12 protein-coding genes are annotated in these 15,343 nt (G+C 74.0%); 5 read left to right on the top strand and 7 right to left on the bottom strand.

Going from position 1 to position 15,343, the window contains the following annotated elements:
* Positions 1 to 17: 17 nt before the first annotated feature.
* Positions 18 to 2,249, bottom strand: coding sequence for an ATP-dependent RecD-like DNA helicase (locus tag AB0E07_RS11865; RefSeq protein ID WP_362248943.1), 2,232 nt, complete (start codon positions 2,247 to 2,249; stop codon positions 18 to 20).
* A 170-nt stretch (positions 2,250 to 2,419) separates the two neighbouring features.
* On the opposite strand from AB0E07_RS11865, the gene AB0E07_RS11860 reads away from it, so the two are divergent.
* Positions 2,420 to 3,322, top strand: coding sequence for a ribokinase (locus AB0E07_RS11860; protein WP_362248940.1), 903 nt, complete (start codon positions 2,420 to 2,422; stop codon positions 3,320 to 3,322).
* Between the two features lie 341 nt (positions 3,323 to 3,663).
* Positions 3,664 to 4,734 carry a DUF5937 family protein gene (locus tag AB0E07_RS11855; protein ID WP_362248937.1) on the top strand — a complete coding sequence of 357 codons (1,071 nt, stop codon included), beginning with the start codon at positions 3,664 to 3,666 and terminating at the stop codon, positions 4,732 to 4,734.
* A gap of 312 nt (positions 4,735 to 5,046) precedes the next feature.
* Here AB0E07_RS11855 and AB0E07_RS11850 read toward each other — a convergent pair whose 3' ends face one another.
* The 3 genes from AB0E07_RS11850 to AB0E07_RS11840 are packed head-to-tail and all read right to left on the bottom strand — an operon-like array spanning position 5,047 to position 8,179.
* Complete coding sequence (locus tag AB0E07_RS11850) at positions 5,047 to 5,877, bottom strand: sugar phosphate isomerase/epimerase family protein (RefSeq protein WP_362248934.1); 831 nt, start codon at positions 5,875 to 5,877, stop codon at positions 5,047 to 5,049.
* Positions 5,874 to 7,025 carry a dihydrodipicolinate synthase family protein gene (locus tag AB0E07_RS11845; RefSeq protein WP_362248932.1) on the bottom strand — a complete coding sequence of 384 codons (1,152 nt, stop codon included), beginning with the start codon at positions 7,023 to 7,025 and terminating at the stop codon, positions 5,874 to 5,876. The genes AB0E07_RS11850 and AB0E07_RS11845 overlap by 4 nt, the downstream gene beginning before the upstream one ends.
* Complete coding sequence (locus AB0E07_RS11840; protein WP_362248929.1) at positions 7,022 to 8,179, bottom strand: Gfo/Idh/MocA family oxidoreductase; 1,158 nt, start codon at positions 8,177 to 8,179, stop codon at positions 7,022 to 7,024. The genes AB0E07_RS11845 and AB0E07_RS11840 overlap by 4 nt, the downstream gene beginning before the upstream one ends.
* Before the next feature lie 312 nt (positions 8,180 to 8,491).
* Between AB0E07_RS11840 and AB0E07_RS11835 the strand changes: the two genes are divergently transcribed.
* Together AB0E07_RS11835 and AB0E07_RS11830 are read left to right on the top strand one after the other, a co-directional pair.
* Entirely contained in the window at positions 8,492 to 9,538 is a 1,047-nt protein-coding gene (locus AB0E07_RS11835; RefSeq protein ID WP_362248926.1) for a LacI family DNA-binding transcriptional regulator, read from the top strand.
* A gap of 535 nt (positions 9,539 to 10,073) precedes the next feature.
* Positions 10,074 to 10,874 carry a sugar phosphate isomerase/epimerase family protein gene (locus AB0E07_RS11830; RefSeq protein WP_362248923.1) on the top strand — a complete coding sequence of 267 codons (801 nt, stop codon included), beginning with the start codon at positions 10,074 to 10,076 and terminating at the stop codon, positions 10,872 to 10,874.
* 27 nt (positions 10,875 to 10,901) lie between these two features.
* Here AB0E07_RS11830 and AB0E07_RS11825 read toward each other — a convergent pair whose 3' ends face one another.
* Positions 10,902 to 11,465 (bottom strand): alpha/beta hydrolase, encoded by a 564-nt coding sequence (locus AB0E07_RS11825; protein ID WP_362248919.1) that lies wholly within the window; start codon positions 11,463 to 11,465, stop codon positions 10,902 to 10,904.
* 50 nt (positions 11,466 to 11,515) lie between these two features.
* Here AB0E07_RS11825 and AB0E07_RS11820 point away from each other — a divergent pair, with 50 nt between their 5' ends.
* On the top strand, positions 11,516 to 12,448 hold the full coding sequence (locus tag AB0E07_RS11820) for a LysR family transcriptional regulator (protein ID WP_362248916.1): 933 nt from the start codon (positions 11,516 to 11,518) through the stop codon (positions 12,446 to 12,448).
* A gap of 19 nt (positions 12,449 to 12,467) precedes the next feature.
* Here AB0E07_RS11820 and aroA read toward each other — a convergent pair whose 3' ends face one another.
* Together aroA and AB0E07_RS11810 are read right to left on the bottom strand one after the other, a co-directional pair.
* Positions 12,468 to 13,700, bottom strand: coding sequence for a 3-phosphoshikimate 1-carboxyvinyltransferase (gene aroA / locus AB0E07_RS11815; RefSeq protein WP_362248913.1), 1,233 nt, complete (start codon positions 13,698 to 13,700; stop codon positions 12,468 to 12,470).
* Positions 13,701 to 13,949: 249 nt separating this feature from the next.
* On the bottom strand, positions 13,950 to 15,296 hold the full coding sequence (locus tag AB0E07_RS11810) for a PLP-dependent aminotransferase family protein (RefSeq protein ID WP_362248910.1): 1,347 nt from the start codon (positions 15,294 to 15,296) through the stop codon (positions 13,950 to 13,952).
* Between the last annotated feature and the right edge of the window lie 47 nt (positions 15,297 to 15,343).

Here is a 15,343-nt window from a genome sequence, read left to right as displayed (position 1 = left end):
TGCCGCGAGGGTGGCACTCAGCCCTCCAGCGGGCGTGGTGCGAGCCTGAAGTCCAGCGCCGTACAGCGGCGTCCGGCCGACACCGTGCGCACCGCCTGGCCTATCGCCTTGCGCGAGCCGACCAGCACGACCAGCCGCTTCGCCCGGGTAACGGCCGTATACAAAAGGTTCCGCTGGAGCATCATCCACGCGCCCGTGGTGACCGGGATCACCACCGCCGGGTACTCGCTGCCCTGGGAGCGGTGGATGGTCACCGCGTACGCGTGCGCCAGCTCGTCCAGTTCGTCGAAGTCGTAGGGCACCTCCTCGTCCTCGTCGGTCAGGACCGTCAGTCGCTGGTCGACGGGGTCGAGCGAGGTGACCACGCCCACGGTGCCGTTGAAGACGCCGTTCGCGCCCTTGTCGTAGTTGTTGCGGATCTGGGTGACCTTGTCCCCGACCCGGAAGACCCGCCCGCCGAACCGCTTCTCCGGCAGGTCGGGGCGGCCCGGAGTGATGGCCTGCTGGAGCAGGCCGTTGAGGGTGCCCGCGCCGGCGGGCCCGCGGTGCATGGGGGCGAGGACCTGGATGTCCCGGCGCGGGTCGAGCCCGAATTTGGCCGGAATCCGACGGGCCGCCACGTCCACGGTGAGCCGGCCGGCCTCCTCGGTGTCGTCCTCGACGAAGAGGAAGAAGTCCTTCATCCCCTCGGTGACGGGGTGCTGCCCGGAGTTGATGCGGTGCGCGTTGGTGACCACGCCGGACTGCTGGGCCTGGCGGAAGACCCGGGTGAGCCGGACGGCGGGCACCGGGCCGCCCTCGGCCAGCAGATCCCTCAGCACTTCCCCCGAGCCGACGCTGGGCAGCTGGTCGACGTCGCCCACGAAGAGCAGGTGCGCGCCCGGCGGCACCGCCTTGACCAGCTTGTTGGCGAGCAGCAGGTCCAGCATCGACGCCTCGTCGACGACCACCAGATCGGCGTCGAGCGGGCGGTCCCGGTCGTAGGCCGCGTCGCCGCCGGGCTTGAGCTCCAGCAGCCGGTGCACGGTGGACGCCTCGGCGCCGGTGAGTTCGGCCAGGCGCTTGGCCGCGCGGCCGGTGGGGGCGGCGAGGACCACCTTCGCCTTCCTGGCGCGGGCCAGCTCGACGACCGACCGGACCGTGAACGACTTGCCGCAGCCGGGGCCTCCGGTGAGCACGGCGACCTTCTCGGTCAGCGCCAGCTTGACGGCGGCCTCCTGCTCGGGGGCCAGGTCGGCGCCCGTGCGGTCCTTCAGCCAGGCCAGCGCCTTGTCCCAGGCCACGTCACGGAAGCCCGGCATCCGGTCCTCCTCGGTGCGCAGCAGCCGCAGCACCTGGCCGGAGAGGGAGAGTTCGGCGCGGTGGAAGGGGACGAGGTAGACGGCGGTGACGGGCTCGCCGTGCTCCCCGGGCACCTTCTCCCGTACGACGCCGGACTCGCCCGACTCCTCGTCGGGGACGGCCAGTTCGGCGAGGCACTCGATGACGAGCCCGGTGTCCACCTGGAGCAGTTTCACCGCGTCGGCGATCAGCCGTTCCTCGGGGAGGAAGCAGTGGCCCTGGTCGCTGCCCTGGGAGAGCGCGTACTGGAGGCCGGCCTTGACCCGCTCGGGGCTGTCGTGCGGGATGCCGACCGACTGGGCGATCCGGTCGGCGGTGAGGAAGCCGATGCCCCACACGTCGGCGGCGAGCCGGTAGGGCTGGTTCTTCACCACGGAGATGGAGGCGTCGCCGTACTTCTTGTAGATGCGCACGGCGATGGAGGTGGAGACCTCCACGGTCTGAAGGAAGAGCATGACCTCCTTGATCGCCTTCTGCTCCTCCCAGGCGTCGGCGATCTTCCTGGTCCGCTTCGGGCCGAGCCCGGGGACCTCGACGAGCCGCTTGGGCTCCTCCTCGATGATCCTCAGGGTGTCCGTGCCGAAGTGCTGGGTGATGCGGTCGGCGAAGACCGGTCCGATGCCCTTGACCAGCCCCGATCCGAGGTAGCGGCGGATGCCCTGGACGGTGGCGGGCAGCACGGTGGTGTAGTTGTCGACGGTGAACTGCTTGCCGTACTGCGGGTGGGAGCCCCAGCGTCCCTCCATCCGCAGGGACTCGCCGACCTGCGCGCCGAGGAGCGCGCCGACGACGGTCAGCAGGTCGCCGGCACCGCGGCCGGTGTCGACTCTGGCGACCGTGTAGCCGTTCTCCTCATTGGCGTACGTGATGCGTTCCAGCACGCCTTCGACCACCGCCGGATTGGACATGCCCCGACGGTACCGTCCGGCACCGACAGCCCGGCCGGGTACCGGATCGGGCGGATCCGGCGGAACCGGGGGCGGGCCGTGGGCGGTCGGGGAGAGAGTGGTCGGGACGGAGCGCGCCGCGGCCCGGCCCCGGCGGGCTCCTGACGGTTCGTCGCGACGGGGGGACTCTCATGTACGACTACGACCTGCTGGTCGTGGGATCGGCCAACGCCGACCTGGTGATCGGGGTGGAGCGCAGACCGGGGGCCGGGGAGACGGTGCTCGGCTCCGATCTCGTGGTCCACCCGGGTGGCAAGGGCGCGAACCAGGCCGTCGCGGCGGCCCGGCTCGGTGCCCGGACGGCGCTGCTGGCCCGGGTCGGCGACGACGCCCACGGCAGGCTGCTGCTGGACTCGCAGCGGCGGGCCGGGGTGGACACGGTGGGCGTGCTGGTCGGCGGGGCGCCGACGGGGGTGGCGCTGATCACCGTGGATCCGTCCGGGGACAACAGCATCGTGGTCTCACCGGGCGCCAACGCCCTCCTCGCGCCCGGGGACGTGCGGGCCGCGGCGAGTCTGTTCCAGGCTTCCCGGGTGGTGTCGGCGCAGTTGGAGATCCCGCTGGGGACGGTCGTGGAGGTGGTGCGGAACCTGGCGGACGGCGGCCGGTTCGTGCTGAACCCCTCGCCGCCGCGGCCGTTGCCGTCGGAGGTGCTCGCCGTCTGCGATCCGCTGATCGTCAACGAGCACGAGGCGCGGGTGATCCTGGGGGACGCGTGCGTCGGCGCCGGGCCCGCGGACTGGGCGCGGATCCTGCTGGCGAAGGGGCCGCGGTCGGTGGTCGTGACCCTCGGGGCCGAGGGTGCGCTGGTCGCCTCGGACCAGGGGGTGTCCCGGATCCCGCCGGTGCGGGTGACGGCCGTGGACACCACCGGCGCGGGTGACGCGTTCACCGCGGCGCTGGCGTACCGGCTGGCGGGCGGTGCCTCGCTCGCCGACGCGGCGGCGTACGCGGCGCGGGTGGGCGCGGTGGCGGTCACGCGGGGCGGGGCGCAGGACTCCTATCCGTCGGCCGCGGAGGTCGAGGCGCTCTGACGGGGGCTCGGGCGGCGGGGTCTTCGGTTGACGGGTTCTTTCGCGCGGAGACGCTTCGAGGGGGCCCGGTCCGTCGACCGGGCCCCCTCGCGCTGTCCCCCTCCGTGTCAGAACCCCCCGCGATCCCCCCAGATCCCCCTCCAAGAAGTTCCGACGCCATGTACGACCCGCGACCCCCGGGAAGGGTTGCACGGTCTTCCGAAGATTTTTTCCGCGTCCCGCGGACGGGGTCGCGGGACGCTGATCATCCTTGCCTGCGGGGGCAGACGCCGGGGTGTCACCAGCGCTAAGCTGCCCGCCATTGTTTGAGCCGTGGCCAGATCCGGTGGGGGGCAGGGGTCATGGAGGGGGAACTCGATTTCTCCGGCGGGGACGTGGCGCGGCTGCGGTTCGCCGTGTCGCCGCTGTGGGAGGTGGCGACCAGCTTCCGGCTGCTCGCCGAGGGGCGCGCGCATCCGGTGCACGGGCGGTGGCTGGAGCAGGTACGGCCGCGGGTGACGGCCGCGGGCCTTGATCGCGAACGGCTGGCCGAACTCGTGCCGTGCGACGGCTATGTGCCCGACTTCCTCAATCCGGCGCCGGCGCACCCGGCGCCGACCCTCGGGGAGGAACTGTCCGCGCTGCGGGCCGCTCCGGCCGAGCGCGTACGGCGGGACCTGATCCGTCTGGAACGCGAGCAGGGCCTGTCGCTGGGGCCCCGGCTGCGGGCGCTGTACGACGAACCGGAGGCACAGTTGCCGAGGTTCGCCGAGGAGATCGAGGCGTACTGGCAGCTGGCGCTCGCGCCCTACTGGGCCCGGATCCGGGCCGTGCTGGACGCCGATGTGCTGTACCGGGCCCGCCGGCTCGCCGAGCACGGCACCGCCCGTCTGCTGGACGAACTGCGCTACCCGGCCGAGGGCGTGGGGGGACCGCTGCGCCTGAGGGAGCGCAGGCGCGGGCTGTCCCGGGCGGTGGCGGGGGCCGGGCTGGTCGTCGTGCCGTCGGTCTTCACCGGTCCGGGACTGCTCACCCGGGTGGCTCCTCCGGAGCCGCCGCAGCTCGCCTATCCCGCCCGCGGCACCGCGACCCTGTGGCAGCCCCGGCCGACGCCCGCCGCCGACGCCCTGGCCGCGGTGCTCGGGCGTTCCCGCACCCGGCTGCTGACCGAGCTGGACGTGCCCGCCTCCACGACCGGCCTCGCGGCCGGCACGGGGCTGTCCCCGGCCGCCGTCTCCCAGGCGCTCACCGCGCTGCGGGACGCCGGTCTGGTCAGCGCGCACCGCGCCGGACGCTGGGTCCTGTACGCCCGCACCGCCACGGCGGACGCGCTGCTCACCGCGCACGTCTCGGACGCGCCGGAGGTACCGCCCCAACGCACGATCGCCCCCCGCCCGGCGGCAGGCGCGCGCAAGGGGGACGCCACGGGCTGACGCCCCCGGCCGGCGCACCGCCCTCCGGCGGCCGGCACGCGAGAAGGGGGACGCCACAGGCCGACGTCCCCGGAGACGGCCACCCCCACGCGCCCGCCGCCCCACAGCCACTCGCCGCACGACTCCCCGGCCCGAACCCACCACCCCGAGACACGATCGACAGCGGGCACGCGGTTGCCGTCCCCCGGTGTCCACGGCCGCGAGGGACCCCCGGTGGCGGGCGTGGGAAAGGGGGACGTCACCGGGTGACGTCCCCCTTTCCCGGCCGAGCCGGTGGCCCGCACGCCGCCGGCTCGTGCCCTGCCTCTTCCCTCAGTCCGCGTGCTGGAGGAAGCGCCGGGCCGTCTCGGCCAGTACCTCGCGGCCGTCCCTGGCCCACAGGGCGTCGTTGAACAGCTCCACCTCGATGGCACCGGTGTAACCGGCCGCCTCGACGTACCCGCGCCACTCGCGCATGTCGATCGAGCCGTCCCCGATCTGCCCGCGGCCGTTGAGCACGCCCTCGGGCAACGGGGTCGTCCAGTCCGCGAGTTGGAAGGTGTGGATACGGCCGCCCGCGCCCGCCCGCGCGATCTGCGCGGGCGCGTCCTCGTCCCACCAGATGTGGTACGTGTCGACCGTGACGCCGACCTGGCGGGCCGGGAAGCGTTCCGCGAGGTCCAGGGCCTGGGCCAGCGTGGAGACCACGCAGCGGTCGGCGGCGTACATGGGGTGCAGGGGTTCGATGGCGAGCCGCACCCCGTGGTCCTCGGCGTACGGGCCGAGCACCGCGAGCGCGTCGGCGATCCGCTCCCGCGCCCCGCGCAGGTCCGTGGAGCCGGCCGGGAGGCCGCCCGAGACCAGGACCAGGGTGTCCGTGCCGAGCGCGGCGGCCTCGTCGACCGCCCGGCGGTTGTCGTCCAGCGCGCGGGCCCGCTCGTCGGGGTCGATCGCGGTGAAGAAGCCGCCGCGGCACAGGGTCGTGACGGTCAGCCCCGCGTCCCGGACCAGCTTGGCGGTCGCCTCCAGGCCGTACTCCTGGACGGGCTCCCGCCACAGGCCGACCTGACCCACGCCGAACTCAGCGCAGGCGGCGACGAGTTCGGGCATCGACAGCTGCTTGACCGTCATCTGGTTGATGGAGAAACGCGCGAGTCCGCTCACTGGTCCACCCCGTACACCGACAGCAGGTTCTTCATCCGTTCCTCGGCCAGCTTCGGATCGGGGAACAGGCCGATGGTGTCGGCGAGTTCGTAGGCGCGGGCGAAGTGGGTCAGGGAGCGGGCCGACTGAAGGCCGCCGACCATCGTGAAGTGCGACTGGTGGCCCGCGAGCCAGGCCAGGAACACCACGCCGGTCTTGTAGAAGCGGGTCGGGGTCTGGAAGAGGTGCCGGGACAACTCGACCGTCGGGTCCAGGAGTTGACGGAAGCCCGCCTTGTCGCCGGTGTCCAGGATCCGTACCGCCTCGGCGGCCAGGGGGCCCAGCGGGTCGAAGATGCCGAGCAGGGCGTGGCTGAAGCCCTGCTCGTCACCGGCGATCAGCTCGGGGTAGTTGAAGTCGTCGCCCGTGTAGCAGCGGACGCCGTCGGGGAGCCTGCGCCGCAGGTCGATCTCGCGCTGCGCGTCCAGCAGCGAGACCTTGATGCCGTCCACCTTGTCCGGGTGGGCGGCGATGACCTCCAGGAAGGTCTCGGTGGCCGTGTCCAGGTCGGCGGAGCCCCAGTAGCCCTCCAGCGCCGGGTCGAACATGGGGCCGAGCCAGTGCAGGATCACCGGTTCGGCGGCCTGGCGCAGCAGGTGGCCGTAGACCTCCAGGTACTCCTCGGGGCCGGAGGCGCTCGCGCACAGGGCGCGGGAGGCCATCAGGATCGCCTGGGCGCCCGCCTCCTCCACCACCGCGAGCTGCTCCTCGTAGGCGGCCCGCACCTGGGTGGTGGAACCCGCGGCGAGCTGGTCGGTGCCGACGCCGCAGGCGATGCGTCCGCCGACGGAGCGGGCCTCGGCGGCGCTGCGCCGGATCAGTTCGGCCGCGACCGCCCAGTCCAGGCCCATGCCGCGCTGGGCGGTGTCCATCGCCTCGGCGACGCCGAGTCCGTGCGACCACAGATGGCGGCGGAAGGCGAGGGTGGCGTCCCAGTCGACGGCGGCCGGCGCGTCGGGGCCGGCGTCGGCGAAGGGGTCGGCGACGACATGGGCGGCCGAGAAGACCGTACGGGAGGCGAAGGGGGCGGACGAGCCGGGCACGAAGGGGTCCGTGCGGGGCTCGTAGGTCCGCAGCCCGCCGCTCGCGTCGGGGAGTCGGAGGGTCACAGCGAGATCTCCGGCACGTCGATGCGGCGGCCCTCGGCCGAGGACCTCAGGCCCAGGTCGGCGAGCTGGACGCCGCGGGCGCCGGCCAGCAGGTCCCAGTGGTAGGGGGCGTCGGCGTAGACGTGGCGCAGGAACAGCTCCCACTGCGCCTTGAAGCCGTTGTCGAACTCGGCGTTGTCGGGGACCTCCTGCCACTGGTCGCGGAAGACCTCGGTGGCGGGGATGTCCGGGTTCCAGACCGGCTTGGGGGTGGCGGAGCGGTGCTGGACGCGGCAGTTGCGCAGTCCGGCGACGGCGGAGCCCTCGGTGCCGTCGACCTGGAACTCCACGAGTTCGTCGCGGTTGACGCGCACGGCCCAGGAGGAGTTGATCTGGGCGATGGCGCCGCCCTCCAGCTCGAAGATGCCGTAGGCGGCGTCGTCGGCGGTGGCGTCGTAGGGCTTGCCGTTCTCGTCCCAGCGCTGCGGGACGTGGGTGGTGGCGATGGCCTGCACGGACTTCACCCGGCCGAACAGCTCGTGCAGGACGTACTCCCAGTGCGGGAACATGTCGACGACGATGCCGCCGCCGTCCTCGGCGCGGTAGTTCCAGGACGGGCGCTGGGCGGCCTGCCAGTCGCCCTCGAACACCCAGTAGCCGAACTCGCCGCGCACGGACAGGATCCGGCCGAAGAAGCCGCCGTCGATCAGGCGCTTGAGCTTGAGCAGGCCCGGCAGGAAGAGCTTGTCCTGGACGACGCCGTGCTTGATGCCGGCCGCGTCGGCGAGCCGGGCCAGCTCCAGGGCTCCGTCGAGGCCGGTGGCCGTGGGCTTCTCGGTGTAGACGTGCTTGCCCGCGGCGATGGCCTTCTTGATCGCCTCCTCGCGGGCCGAGGTCACCTGGGCGTCGAAGTAGATGTCGACGGACGGGTCGGCGAGGACCGCGTCGACGTCCGTGGAGATGTTCGCCGGGTCCAGGCCGTGCCGTTCAGCAAGCGCGTTCAGCGCGTGCTCGCGACGGCCCACCAGGACCGGCTCCGGCCACAGCACCGTGCCGTCACCGAGGTCGAGGCCGCCCTGCTCGCGCAGCGCGAGGATGGAGCGGACCAGGTGCTGGCGGTAACCCATGCGCCCGGTCACGCCGTTCATGGCGATACGCACCGTCTTGCGTGTCACGTCAATCCCTTCGTAGGTGTCGTACGCGGGGTACGCGGTCGTGCGCGCCGCGTACGTCCCACCGGCCCGGCGATCCGTCGGTATGACTGGTGAGCCATGCAGCAAGCGCTTTCTATACGAGGAGAAGCTAGCCTCTCAGCAGTGGTCCGGACAAGAGCGCGACTCGGAAGAGTTGTTCGAGGGGGCGAACAAACGGGGTGCCCGGCCTTATGGTCTGCACGGCACCTTGGAACCGCGGGCGGCACAGGCCTGTCTACGAGCACGGACGACGTACGAGGGGGTACGAGAGATGCGCGACCGAAGGACGACGAGATGACGGTGACCCTGGCGGACGTGGCGGCCCGCGCCCAGGTCTCCCCCGCGACGGTGTCGCGCGTACTGAACGGGAACTACCCCGTGGCCGCTTCGACCCGGGAACGGGTGCTGCGCGCGGTGGACGAGCTGGACTACGTGCTGAACGGGCCGGCCAGCGCGCTGGCCGCCGCCACGTCCGACCTGGTCGGCATCCTCGTCAACGACATCGCCGACCCCTTCTTCGGGATCATGGCGAGCGCGATCCAGGCGGAGATCGGCGGACCCGGCGGACGCGCCGGCGGTGAGCGGCTGGCGGTGGTCTGCAACACGGGCGGCTCGCCCGAGCGCGAACTGACCTATCTGACGCTGCTTCAGCGGCAGCGGGCGGCCGCGGTGGTGCTCACCGGCGGCGCCGTGGAGAACGCGCCGCACGTGGCGGCGGTCTCGGCGAAGCTGCGCAAGCTCGCAGACGCGGGCACCCGGGTCGTGCTGTGCGGGCGCCCGCCCGCGCCGGACACCGGGGCCGTCGCGCTGAACTTCGAGAACCGCGGCGGCGGCCGGGAACTGACCGAGCACCTGATCGGCCTCGGCCACCGGCGGCTCGGCTACATCGCGGGCCCGGAGGAGCGCACGACCACGCGGCACCGTCTGGAGGGACACCGGGCGGCGCTGCGGGCGCACGGCATCGAGGAGGACCCGCGCTGGACGGTGCACGGACGGTACGACCGCCGTTCCGGGTACGAGGCCACGCTGGAGCTGCTGCGCCGGGATCCGACGCTGACGGCGGTGGTCGCCGCGAACGACTCCGTCGCCCTCGGCGCGTGTGCCGCGCTGCGGGAGTCCGGGTTGCGCATCCCCGAGGACGTCTCGGTGGCCGGCTTCGACGACCTGCCGTTCAGTGTCGACGCGGTGCCGTCCCTGACGACGGTGCGGCTGCCGCTGGCGGAGGCGGGGGCGCGGGCCGGCCGCATCGCGATGGGCCGCGAGGAGGAACCTCCCGGTGGGATCGCCACCATCCGTGGGGAGCTGATGGTCCGGGGGTCTACGGGGGTGCCGCGCGGCTGAGGGGTTCGATTCCCTCGGCTGCGGCATCGTGACGGGCCGATGCGGCGGGGTCGTGTTTCGGGTGCGGCGGTGTGGGGGCTGGTCGCGCCGTTCCCCGCGCCCCTGAAGACCGCGTGCCGGACGCCTAGGGGTGCGGGTCCGTGGCGGGGGCGTGTTTCAGGTGCGGCCGTGTGGGGGCTGGTCGCGCCGTTCCCCGCGCCCCTGAAGACCGCGTGCCGGACGCCTAGGGGTGCGGGTCCGTGGCGGGGGCGTGTTTCGGGTGCGGCCGTGTGGGGGCTGGTCGCGCCGTTCCCCGCGCCCCTGAAGACCGCGTGCCGGACGCCTAGGGGTGCGGGTCCGTGGCGGGCTGGTGCGGCGGGGTCGCGTTTCGGGTGCGGCCGTGTGGGGGCTGGTCGCGCCGTTCCCCGCGCCCCTGGAAGGCGGGGGCCGGGGTCGGTTTCCCTCGTCAGGGGAACACACTCGGACTCACGGCCGGGTGCCGGACGGCCCCTCGCCTGCCGCGGCGCGGGTGGGGTGGGCGCGTAGAGTCGCGGGCATGAAGCTGGCGTTCTCCACTCTCGGTGTCCCCGGTCTTCCGCTCGACGACGTGGTGCGGCTCGCGACCGCCCACGGCTACCACGGGGTCGAGCTGCGCGCGCATCCCGAGGAGCCGGTCCATCCGGGCCTCGGACCGGACGGGCGGGCCGAGGCGGCCGCGGTGTTCAGGGCGGCCGGCGTCGAGGTGGTCGGGATCGCCGGGTACGCCAAGGTGGCCGCCCCCGGCCCGGACGCGCCGGTCGTCGAGGAGATCCGCACCCTGATCGACCTCGCCGTCGACCTCGGCACCGGATTCGTCCGGGTCTTCCCCGGCGGCGAGGAGTCGCGAAGCCCCGAGGAGGCCGAGGCCACGGCCGCCCGCCGGCTCGGCACCGCCGCCGAGTACGCGGCCGGGGCCGGCGTGCGGATCCTGCTGGAGACGCACGACTCGCACCGCACCGGGGCCGCCGCGATCCGGATCCTCGGCCCGGTCGGGCACCGGAACATCGGCTCGCTGTGGGACGTGATGCACACCTGGCTGGGCGGCGAGCAGCCCTCGGAGTCGTACGCCGCGCTCGCGCCCCACCTCGGCTACGTCCAGGTCAAGGACATCGCCTCGGCCTCCGACACCACCCCGCTGGCGCTCGGCGCGGGCGTGCTGCCGCTCGCCGAGTGCGTGGAGGTCCTCTCCCGGCACGGCTGGGACGGCTGGCTCTGCTGGGAGTACGAGAAGCGCTGGTACGAGAAGGCGGCGCCGCTGCCGGATCTGCTCGGCGCCGGCCACGACCACCTCTCCCGGCTGCTCAACGACTCCGCGTAGTGCGGGGGCCCGCCCGCGCGACGGCCCCTACCGGTTCGCGGTGAGGCGGGCGGTGCGGCCCAGGCACCAGTCCAGGACCGAAGGCCAGGGGCCGTAACCGGCGTCCAGGTCCAGGTGGGCGGCGCCCGGGAGCACGTCGCAGGGGATGCCGAGCGGGTCGGCGAACAGGGCGCGGGCGCCCTCCGGGCAGTACGGGTCGTCGTCGCCCGCGACCAGCCGCGTCGGCCCGGGGAGCCGGAAGTCCAGGGCGGGCGGGGAGAACGCGGCGACCTCCGGGTGGCGGCGCAGCACCGCGCCGGCCGGCGGGGCGACCAGCAGCACCCGGTCGACGTCGGCGACACCGGGCAGCGAGCGCGCGGCCGCGTGCAGCCACAGCACGGCGGAGAGGCTGTGCGCGACCACGACCCGCTGCCCCGGCAGGTGCCGGGACAACTCCTGGAGCCACACCTCCGGTTCGGGGTCGTCGGCGTCGGGCAGCTGCGGGTAGGTGACCTGGTGGCCGAGTGCGGTGAGACGGTCGGCGAGCCAGTGCTGCCAGTGCGGTTCGGGCCGGTGGTTCTGCCAGCCGTGCAGGATGAGGTACGCGGTCATGGGCCGATGTTTTCCGATCACCGATCCCCCGGTCCAGTTAATCTTTCGCGATGGAACCGGTAAGCGAGACCTTCACGGTCGATCTGCGCCGACTCGCGGTGCTGCGTGAACTGCGGCGCCGGGGCAGCCTGGCCAGCACCGCCGAGGCCCTCCATCTGACCCCGTCGGCGGTCTCCCAGCAGCTCGCCGCGCTGGCCAGGGATGTCGGCGTACCCCTGACCGAGCGGGAGGGCCGGGGCGTACGGCTCACCGGGCAGGCCCGCATCCTCCTCGCGCACGCGGACCTGATCGCGGCCCAGCTGGAGCGGGCCCGCGCCGACCTGGCGGCCTACGGGGAGGGCGGGCGCGGGCAGGTGACGATCGGCTGTTTCTCCAGCGGCATCCTCGGCCTGCTGCCCGGGGCGCTGGCCTCGCTCGCCGAACGGCTGCCCCGGCTGCGGGTGGACGTGGTGGAGGCCGAGCCGCCGGACGTGTTCACCGCGCTGGACGCGGGCCGGGTCGACGTGGCGGTGGCCGTCGACTTCGCGGCGACGCCCCCGCACACCGACCGCCGGTACCACCGCGTGGACCTGCTGACCGACGTGCTGGACCTCGCCGTACCGGCGGACCACCCGCTGGCGGACCGGCGGGACGTCGCCCTCAAGGAGCTGGCCGGGGAGCCGTGGATCGTCGGCGACGCCCGCAGCTGCTGCGGCGCGGTGACCCGCTCGGTGTGCGCCGCGGCCGGTTTCACCCCCGACATCCGGCACGCAGTGAACGACTGGGCGGCGCTCACCGCGCTGGTCGCGGCGGGCCGGGGAGTGGCACTGGTCCCGCGTCTCGTCCAACGTCCGCACCCGCACCCGCACCCGCACGCCGGCCCGGTGCTGCTGCCCGTCCGGGGCGAACCGCCGTCCCGGAACGTGTTCGCGGCCGTACGGGCCGGCGCGGAGCGCGACCCGGTGCTGGCCGCCGTGCGTCAGGCGCTGGCCGGGGCGGTCTGACGAGGGGGCACAGCAACGGTCACAGACGGGCGCGCAGCGCGGCGAACTCCTCGTGGAAGCCGGGGAAGGTCTTGCGCACGCAGCCGGGGTCGTCGAAGGAGATGCCCGGCACCCTGAGTCCGGTGACCGCGAAGGACATCACCATGCGGTGGTCGCCGTGGGTCCTGATCCCCGTACCGGACGGCACCGCTCCGGGCCGGATCTCGATCCAGTCGGGTCCGGTCTCCACCGTCACGCCGAGCGCCCGGAGGTTCTCCGCGCAGGCCTCCAGCCGGTCGCACTCCTTGACCCGGGTGTTGGCGACGTCCTCGATGCGCACCGGGCCCGAGGCGAAGGGGGCGAGGGCGGCGAGGGTGGGCATGGTGTCGGAGATGTCCCGCATGTTGACGGTCAGGCCGCGCAGTTCGCCGGTGCCGCGGACCGTCGTGCGGTCGGTGCCGATCTCCACGTGCGCGCCCATCCGGCGCAGCACCTCCACGAAGCCCAGGTCGCCCTGGAGCGCGCCCTCGCCCAGCCCCGGCACGGTCACCTCGCCGCCGGTGAGGGCGGCCGCGGCGAAGAAGTAGCTGGCCGTGGAGGCGTCGGGCTCGATCGCGTAGGTGGTGGCGCGGTAGCCGCCCGGCGGGACGACGAAGTCGTCGCCCTCGCGGGTCACCGTCACCCCGAACTCCCGCATCATCGCCAGGGTGATCTCGACGTAGGGCACCGAGACCAGGTCGGTGACCTTGATGCGCAGGCCCTTCTCGGTGAGCGGACCGAGCAGCAGCAGGGCGGTCAGGTACTGCGAGGACTGGCCGGCGTCCAGCGTGACCTCGCCGCCCGGGACGCCGGACGCCCGCACGGTCAGCGGGTGGTGGCCCTCCCGCTCCTCATGGCGCAGGTCCACGCCCAGGTCGCGCAGGGCGCGGGTGAGGGGCAGCAGGGGGCGGCGGCGCATCTGCTCGGAGGCGTCGAAGCGGTAGGTGCCGTGGCCGGCCGCGGCGAGGGTCGGCAGGAAGCGGGCGGTGGTGGCGCCGTCCCGGCAGTAGACGTCCGCCTCGGCGACGGCGGGGCCCTGCGGGCGGCCGTCCACCTGCCAGCTCTCCGGAGTCCGGCCCACCCGGTAGCCGAGGCTGACCAGCCCTTCGGCGAAGCCCTCGGTGTCGTCCGACCGCAGCGGCCGCACGAGGGTGGTGACTCCGTCGGCCGCCGCCGCCAGGAAGAGGGCGCGCGCGGTGATGGACTTGGAACCGGGAATGTCGGCAACTGGCATACCCCCATGATCGCCCGCCCCGTCCCCCCACCGCCCCCAAGTCCACAAGATGGACCCCGAACAGCCAGCCCCCGGCCATGTCCCCAGGGCCGCAAGGCCCCAGGGGCGCGGGGAACTGCGCGACCAACCCCCACCCACCCGCACCCAAAGCACAGCCCCAACCCCCACCCCCCAGGGGCGCGGGGAACTGCGCGGCCAACCCCCACCCACCCGCACCCAAAGCACAGCCCGCCGAACCACCCCGCCGAATCAGTCGGTCACGACATCCTCCGGCGCCGACCGCGCCAACTGCGCGAGAAGCGACAGCGCGGACGCCAGTTCGTCGGTCCGCGGCGTCGCCAACCCCACCCGCACCGCGTTGGGAGCGTGCGCGTCCCCGACGGTGAACGCGGCGGCAGGCGGCACCCCGATCCCGTACCGCGCGGCGGCGGCGACGAACGTGTCCGCGCGCCACGGCCGCGGCAACCGCCACCAGCAGTGGTAGGACCGCGGATCGGTCCGCAGCTCGAACCCGGACAGCTGCCGCGCGGCGATCTCCTGGCGCACGGCGGCATCCTGCCGCTTGGCCCGCACGAGCCGCCCCACGACCCCCTCCCCCTGCCAGCGGACGACGGCCTCCAGGTTGAACCGCTGCGCGGTCCACCCGCCGGACCGCAGGCCCGCGGCCAGACTCCCGAGCAGCGGGCCCGGGGCGGCCGGGGCGACCACGAAGCCCAGCGAGAGACCGGGCGCGACCCGCTTGGAGAGGCTGTCCACCAGCACCGTCCGCTCGGGCAGCAGCGCGGCCAGCGGGGGCAGTTCGTCGTGCAGGAAGGCCCAGATGGTGTCCTCGACCAGGGGCAGGTCCAGCCGCCGCAGCACCTCGGCGAGCCGTCGCGCGCGCGGGGCGGGCATGGTGAGGGAGAGCGGGTTGTGCAGGACCGGCTGGGCGTAGACGGCGGCGAGCGGTCCGGCCCGGTGGGCCTCCTCGACGGCTTCCGGGACGAGTCCGTCGTCGTCCATGGCGAGCGGGACGAGGGTGATGCCGAGGCGGCCGGCGATGGCCTTGACCACGGGGTACGTCAGCTCCTCGACGCCGAGCCGGGCGCCGGGCGGGACCAGGGCGGCGAAGACGGCGGAGAGCGCCTGCCGGCCGTTGCCGGCGAACAGCACCCGCGCCGGGTCGGGCCGCCAGCCGCCCCGTACGAGCAGGTCGGCGGCGGCCTCCCGGGCGGCGGGGTGACCGGCCGGGCCGACCGGGCGCAGGGCGTCCGCGAGCACGTCGGGGCGGAGCAGGCCCTCCAGGGACGCGGCGAGCAGTTCCGGCTGCCCGGGGGCGACCGGGTAGTTGAACTCCAGGTCGACGCGGCTGCCCGCGGGTTCGCCGAGCGCGGGCGGGTCGGTGGGGGCGGCGGCGCGGACGAAGGTGCCGCGGCCGACCTCGCCGACGGTCAGTCCGCGGCGGCCGAGTTCCTGGTAGACGCGGGTGGCGGTGGAGTTGGCGATGCCGTGCCGCCGGGCGAAGGCGCGCTGCGGGGGGAGCCGGTCGCCCGGCTTGAGCACGCCGGAGGTGATCTCCGCCGCGACCTGGTCGGCGACGCTCCGGTAGTCCCGCACGACGGCTCTCCTCTCGGCTCCGGGTGACCGGTCGGCTCCGGGTGACC

This window comes from Streptomyces sp. NPDC048002, from assembly GCF_040653275.1.
GTDB lineage: Bacteria > Actinomycetota > Actinomycetes > Streptomycetales > Streptomycetaceae > Streptomyces.
Note: the sequence above shows the minus strand (reverse complement) of the source record. Positions and strands in the feature narration are given on the sequence as shown.